The 6,147-nt window shown below is 36.5% G+C and carries 7 protein-coding genes; 6 read left to right on the forward strand and 1 reads right to left on the reverse strand.

Annotated elements, in window-relative coordinates; translation table 11 throughout:
* The first annotated feature begins 16 nt into the window (after positions 1 to 16).
* The 6 genes from B3P23_RS20765 to B3P23_RS20790 all read left to right on the forward strand — a co-directional run bounded on the left by B3P23_RS20765 (position 17) and on the right by B3P23_RS20790 (position 5,008).
* Positions 17 to 238, forward strand: a complete 222-nt coding sequence (locus B3P23_RS20765; RefSeq protein WP_293929263.1) for a hypothetical protein — start codon at positions 17 to 19, stop codon at positions 236 to 238.
* Positions 239 to 244: 6 nt separating this feature from the next.
* Positions 245 to 424, forward strand: a complete 180-nt coding sequence (locus B3P23_RS20770) for a hypothetical protein (protein WP_293929265.1) — start codon at positions 245 to 247, stop codon at positions 422 to 424.
* Complete coding sequence (locus tag B3P23_RS20775; protein ID WP_293929267.1) at positions 405 to 689, forward strand: two-component regulator propeller domain-containing protein; 285 nt, start codon at positions 405 to 407, stop codon at positions 687 to 689. The genes B3P23_RS20770 and B3P23_RS20775 overlap by 20 nt, the downstream gene beginning before the upstream one ends.
* 475 nt (positions 690 to 1,164) lie before the next feature.
* Positions 1,165 to 1,974 carry an alpha/beta fold hydrolase gene (locus B3P23_RS20780; protein WP_293929269.1) on the forward strand — a complete coding sequence of 270 codons (810 nt, stop codon included), beginning with the start codon at positions 1,165 to 1,167 and terminating at the stop codon, positions 1,972 to 1,974.
* Between the two features lie 98 nt (positions 1,975 to 2,072).
* Positions 2,073 to 4,448, forward strand: coding sequence for a response regulator (locus tag B3P23_RS20785; protein WP_293929271.1), 2,376 nt, complete (start codon positions 2,073 to 2,075; stop codon positions 4,446 to 4,448).
* 185 nt (positions 4,449 to 4,633) lie between these two features.
* Entirely contained in the window at positions 4,634 to 5,008 is a 375-nt protein-coding gene (locus tag B3P23_RS20790; RefSeq protein WP_293929272.1) for a hypothetical protein, read from the forward strand.
* Here B3P23_RS20790 and B3P23_RS21510 read toward each other — a convergent pair.
* Entirely contained in the window at positions 4,975 to 5,343 is a 369-nt protein-coding gene (locus B3P23_RS21510) for a DUF4372 domain-containing protein (RefSeq protein ID WP_414713164.1), read from the reverse strand. The two genes, B3P23_RS20790 and B3P23_RS21510, sit on opposite strands and share 34 nt — an antisense overlap.
* Positions 5,344 to 6,147: the final 804 nt, after the last annotated feature.

A 6,147-nucleotide genomic window follows, 5' to 3' on the forward strand; every position in this document is an offset into this window, starting at 1 on the left:
TGTAAATACCTTGTTTATGATGCGGACAGTTTATTTGTTTTTCTTGCTATTCCTTTCGCTTTGCGGTCCTTCTGTTTTTGGGCAATCGTTAGATTTTCAATTTTTTAGAAATATAGGGCTTGGAGCAAAAGCGAGTACAGTGCACTGCTTTGCGCAGGATAGCCTGGGTATATTATGGTTGGGTAGTAATAATGGATTATATAGTTACGATGGTTACTCCCTTCATGCTCCAACGTAGGCAGCATTGCACTATCAGACCTTTATTTATAGTATTGCTGTTCTTGACGGTACTCATCTTGCTTTGGGGACTGGTAAGGGTGTTTTTTTATACAATTATCGCGAAGATCGTTACGAAGTATTTCCAACTGGTGGCCCCTCAGATGTCAGGTCGCTCCTGTTAGTTGGTGATCAACTTAGCCAATAATATTATTTGGAATATCTATCGGGATCGTAGCAATAATACCTGGGTCGGTACAGATTTGGGGATGTCCCTATGGTCGAACCAACAAAAGAAAAAAAATCCGATTTATCAGTTTACCAACAGCAGCGATGGGAATCGATTTTACAAAGTATTCAAAGATCGTGCAGGAGGGTATTGGCTTGCTGGCGACAATGGTTTGATTCGGACCAAAGGATGGGGGCAAAAAGATTTTGAGAGCTATTGGTACCGGATGGATGCTGCTCCATAACGGATTATTTTTCAACATTGAATAAATTAGAAAGAAATTTCACTAACCTATTCGATTCGGCCCAAAAATATATATGATGTTTGTTCAGATAAGAAATGTCTATACCGAGTTTTGCCACATTGCAAAATCGGTACCAATCAAATATGATGATGAATTTAAATTCAGATAGCGCTTTGGTTTCATAATTTTAATCTTCACGTTTTTTACCAATAGCATTAATTTAGGGAGAGGTGTTAACCTAAAAACATCATCAATCAGAACTTGGGTTAATATGCTAGCGATTTTAAAAACTGTTACATTAAATCAATTTTGCAATTAATAACTAGGTAGGGCGATTACTTGCAAAACAATTATCAATATAGAGAAAATTTGAAAATCACCAATATTGAGTATCCTTTCTCAAATCCGAACCTGTTTTATTTTTGTAAATTTTACATTAAAAAAGTTTATATATTTACGATATTAATCTATTTTTATGGTAGCCGCAATACGAAAGAAAAATAATGTAAATATTGAAGGAAACCTTAATGCCAGGGAAACGTTGGTTTTTGCCCATGGTTTTGGTACGGATCAAACTGCCTGGGAAGGGGTAAAACAAGCTTTTAAAGATGACTATCGCTTGGTTTTATATGATAATGTTGCTGCTGGAAAAGCTGCCCCAGAAGCTTATAGCCCTGTGAAATATAATACACTGCATACCTATGCCGACGATCTCCTAGCTATTATTGATGTACTTGAAGTTGAACAGGTAACTATAATTGCCCATTCAGTAAGTTCGATGATTGCCATGCTTGCTGCAGTAAAAAAACCGAACTACTTTAAAAAAGTAATTTTTATCGGGGCATCGCCTCGTTATATCAATGATGAAATCGAGGGTTATATTGGCGGCTTCACTCAATGTGCATTGGATAGCATGTACGAAACCATGACCACAAATTATTATGCCTGGGTGAGTGGGTTTTCATCCATAGCAATGGGCAATCCTGAAAAGCCTGAACTTGGCGAATCATTTGCCAGAAGTTTAGGTGCGATCAGGCCAGATATCGCTTTGGCAGTGGCAAAAGTTATTTTTGAAGCAGATCTGCGTGCTGAACTGGAAAAATATCAAAAACCAACTTTGTTGATCCAGGCACAACATGATATCGCCGTACCTCAGGAAGTTGCCCTCTATTTAAACAAACATATTGCCAATAGCAAATTAATAGAGGTAAATGCTACTGGCCATTTCCCACATATTAGTGCTCCAGATCAAGTGATCGAAGCCGTAAAATCATTTATTAATTGATGAATGTAATGAACTGGGCCAAGCGAGCTTTACAGTTTATCTCTTGTTTGAGTTTGGAAAATACCTATCAGGATTGGTTCATAGTAACCCAAAAATGTATGGGAAACTTAAAGGAGTTAACCGAAGCAGATCAGGTTATTCTTTTAAAGCAAGAAGACGAGCTGACGGTAAGTTTTTTTAAGCTCTATTCGTCGAAAGAAGAGGGAACCTATGTGGATCCTAGTTTGATCGTACCATTTGTGGATAAACAGGATCCTTTGTATTTTAAACATACGGATAGTCAAATCCCCTCAAGTATACAAGAATTACTAAGCGGCTACGCCGCTATTTTAGTATTTCCTATCCAACTCATGGAAATAAGAAGTTATATTTTTGTTGCTTGGAATAAAGACTTTGAATTTAATGAAGATTTCAAAGAATTTGCAGCGGCTTGCTTAGCGAAAATAAAGGAAACAATTAAGCTATCTCATACCTATTACGCGCTGGAGGAATTAAAAGTAAGTTTTAATGCTATTTTACAAACTGTACCGCAAAGTATGGTATTTTTTGACGATACCGGAAAGAATAGTTGGATCAATAAACCCGCTTCCAAATTATTAGGCATTGACGACGGAAATGTGCATCCATCGGTTCTGTCGGCCGCTATGCAACAACTTCGTGCTAAAGCCGACAATAAGGAAGAAATTCTTAAACGCGGATTGGAAATTTTTAAATCCGACGAGAAAAAAATTAGCAACTGGCGTTGGTTATTTACTGACCCCGACTTAGTTGTTCTTACCGTATGCTGTACACCTACTATTTCTGAACATATAAGTGGGATGTTATGGACTTTTGAAGATATTACCCAAGAGTATTTACATGAGGCAAATCTTAAAGAGCTTAATATCCAGTTAGCTGAAAAAAGCCAGATTGCAGAGGAACAAAATCTGGCCAAATCTGAATTTTTGGCAAATATGAGTCATGAAATAAGAACACCAATGAATGGTGTTATCGGTATGACAAGTTTATTGAGGAATACCAAACTAGATGAACACCAATTTGATTTTGTAGAGTCGATCCGAATCAGCGCAGATGCACTACTGGAAATTATAAATCAAATATTGGATTTTTCCAAGATCGAATCGGGCAAACTTGAATTGGAAGAACATCCATTCTTTTTGCATAAAATTATTGAAGAAACCTATGAGCTGCTCTCTTTTAATGCGCAAGAAAAAGATCTTGATCTTCTATACATGATAGATCCTGATGTACCTACAGAGGTAATCGGAGATATGACCAGACTGCGACAGATTGTTGTAAATCTGGTAGGTAATGCGATTAAATTTACAGATCAGGGCGAAATTTTAACGAGTATTAAACTTAACCATAAAAAGGGCACTAAATATGAATTAGAATTTTCAGTAAAAGATAGTGGAATTGGGATTCCGAAAGATAAAATGCATAAGTTATTTACATCTTTTTCTCAGGTTGATTCTTCCACTACTCGTAGATATGGCGGTACTGGACTTGGGTTGGCGATTAGTGCCAAATTAATTGAGAAAATGATTGGTCGCATTTGGGTAGAAAGTGAGGTTGGTGTAGGTACAACCTTTAAGTTTACCATCCAGCTTTCTGCCAATAATACGGTTAAGACTTATAAAGCGCTTACCTATCAACAGGAATTGATAGGCAAACAGGTATTGATTATTGATGATAATTTGACTAATCTTAGGATTTTAAAAACTCATTGTGAGCAATGGGGTATGCATGCTGATGTATTTGAAAGTGGCATGGATGGTATTTTGGCCTTAGGCAAAAAATCATATGATATTGCGGTTATAGATCTGTTAATGCCGCAATTGGACGGTATCGATGTGGCTAAGCGCATCAGAGAAATATACGGAAAAGCCATTCCACTAGTTCTATTTAGTTCCGCAGGTAGTTTTCCGGAAGACCGAAAAGAAGATAAGCATTTATTTACGGCAATTCTAGACAAACCAATTAAGCAAGCCTATTTCTACAAAATGTTGCTAGAAAAGCTGGCCGTAGTAGAAATCAAAGATAAAAAACCGGCTGCAGAAGCATTGGGCACAAGATCGGCTACCATAAAGGACCAGATCAGCATCTTAGTCGCCGAGGATAATGCCATCAACCAGAAAATTATCATGCACTTGCTTAAAAATATTGGACTCTCTTGCGATATTGTATCAAATGGCATAGAAGTACTCACTTCTTTACAACGCCAACATTACGATGTCGTGTTTATGGATGTTCAAATGCCAGAAATGGATGGCTTGGAGGCAACGAGGGAGCTAAAACGTATTTATGGTAAATACAGTCCAGTAGTAATTGCAATGACTGCTGGGGCATATGAAATGGATAAAAAAGATTGTCTCGCTGCTGGTATGGATGATTATCTCACCAAACCATTTGACTTTGACACTTTAAATGCTAAATTTAATTTCTGGAAGGCGAAAATTAAAAAGGTAAGTTAGTTAATAACTGGTCCTAATACAAAAATTAACCTTCGAGCAATTGCAATTCCAAATTTCAGTAAATATTATTAAATATTCAATTGCTATAAATTGAACCAAACTCAGTAGCGTAAATAAAATTTAGGTTCAAAAAAATCCTGTTATTTTGTCTAATCATGTTTGATTGTTGAATTTTTTCACCATCTATGGATTCAAATTCAACGCTTCGGAAATATGCTCGAATGACAGCTGTACCTCACGTTGATTTTGCTTTGCGTAACAAAATAACAGTCCTTGTTGCCGAAAGTGTTAATCAGCTGAAAATCAATGTGTACACGATCCATAACAACGACACTTCCTTTAGAGAAAGCAAAGCTGTTGGCCTTTTTGCTCTCATGTACCTTACTATCGGTAATCTCCATGAAAACTGGAAGACAGCCATCATAATTCAGAAAAGTGTGCAGTTTGGCTACCCCTTATTCCTGCGAAATGTGGCCCAATCAAACATCGAAAGGCACAGAGGATCACCCTCGCATCCAAGAATACCTTACCGTTTCAAGGACCGTAATTCTTTTCGATGATTAATATCCTTATTCCATAGGCTGGAAATAAGAGCAAAATATAGATCCTTAAACAGATTATAGTCCCGGAACTCATTCATATAAGATATAATCGATTTACTACGTGCTCTGGAAATGCCCATATTACTCATGTTTCCAGTAGTACTACGTAAATCATTGCTGATATCACGTACCGAATCAGTGGATGATAAATGGCAGAATAACATGCTAACAAGGTGTGTCCAACTAGTAAGTCCTTTCTGATGTTTGTCACTATTGTAGATACTAACCAATTTTTTAAAAATATCCCGATCAATCAAGGACAAAATCTGGCTAAAAACATTTATATCTATCATGGGGTGTGTGATTTTTTCCAATTTCAAGAGAGCTATTTTTAAATAGTTAAACTCCGCCTTTTTTTCCTTTTTCCAAATCGTTTAGCACGGAACTGATTTCAGTTAATTCTAATAATAAAGGTATTTTATGATCTTTTACCTCATGCTTTTTGCCATCAATAGGAAAGTTATGGTAAATATTTTTTAGGATTAATGGGCAAACAGAATTATAATGGGTTTTTAATACAGTAAAATTGACTTCCAATGTATTCTCAATATTGGCAGTTGTTGAGTTGATTTTTTTGGAGTTGTTTGACTTTATTACTTTTTGGTTTCAACGTCCCAACTATCAATATAAACTTTTTGAGCCGTAGAGAACTCTTCATCATTTCAGTATATAGAAATTCTAAAGATAATAGGGGCAACTCCCTTGGAATCTGCCTTAGATTTACGGTGCCAGAATAGGATTTAATTACTTTTCATTTCTCAATCTTTTGGTAAAATATTTTGTTTGTTTTCAGATTATTCTTCACTACTTTAAGTCAATTTGATCTGGTATGATAGGGCACCATTTTGTATGGTTTAAGATGGTTTGAAATGACTTATTATTTTTTCAGAATTGCGGTTTAAAATATCTTTTAAACAGAAAAGGCGCAATTTCTTGTGCCTTTTGTGATCCCGCTGGGATTTATTGCGACCCACATACCCCAAACGCATGTCCGCAATGAAAAAGGTCAAACCCATCCCAACGCTTCTGTTCTCATCCCATTGGGTACAAAAAAAGCCTCACATTTCTGTGAAGCTTTCTTGTGATCCCGCTGGGAT

The organism is Sphingobacterium sp. UBA6320 (assembly GCF_002440335.1).
GTDB lineage: Bacteria > Bacteroidota > Bacteroidia > Sphingobacteriales > Sphingobacteriaceae > Sphingobacterium.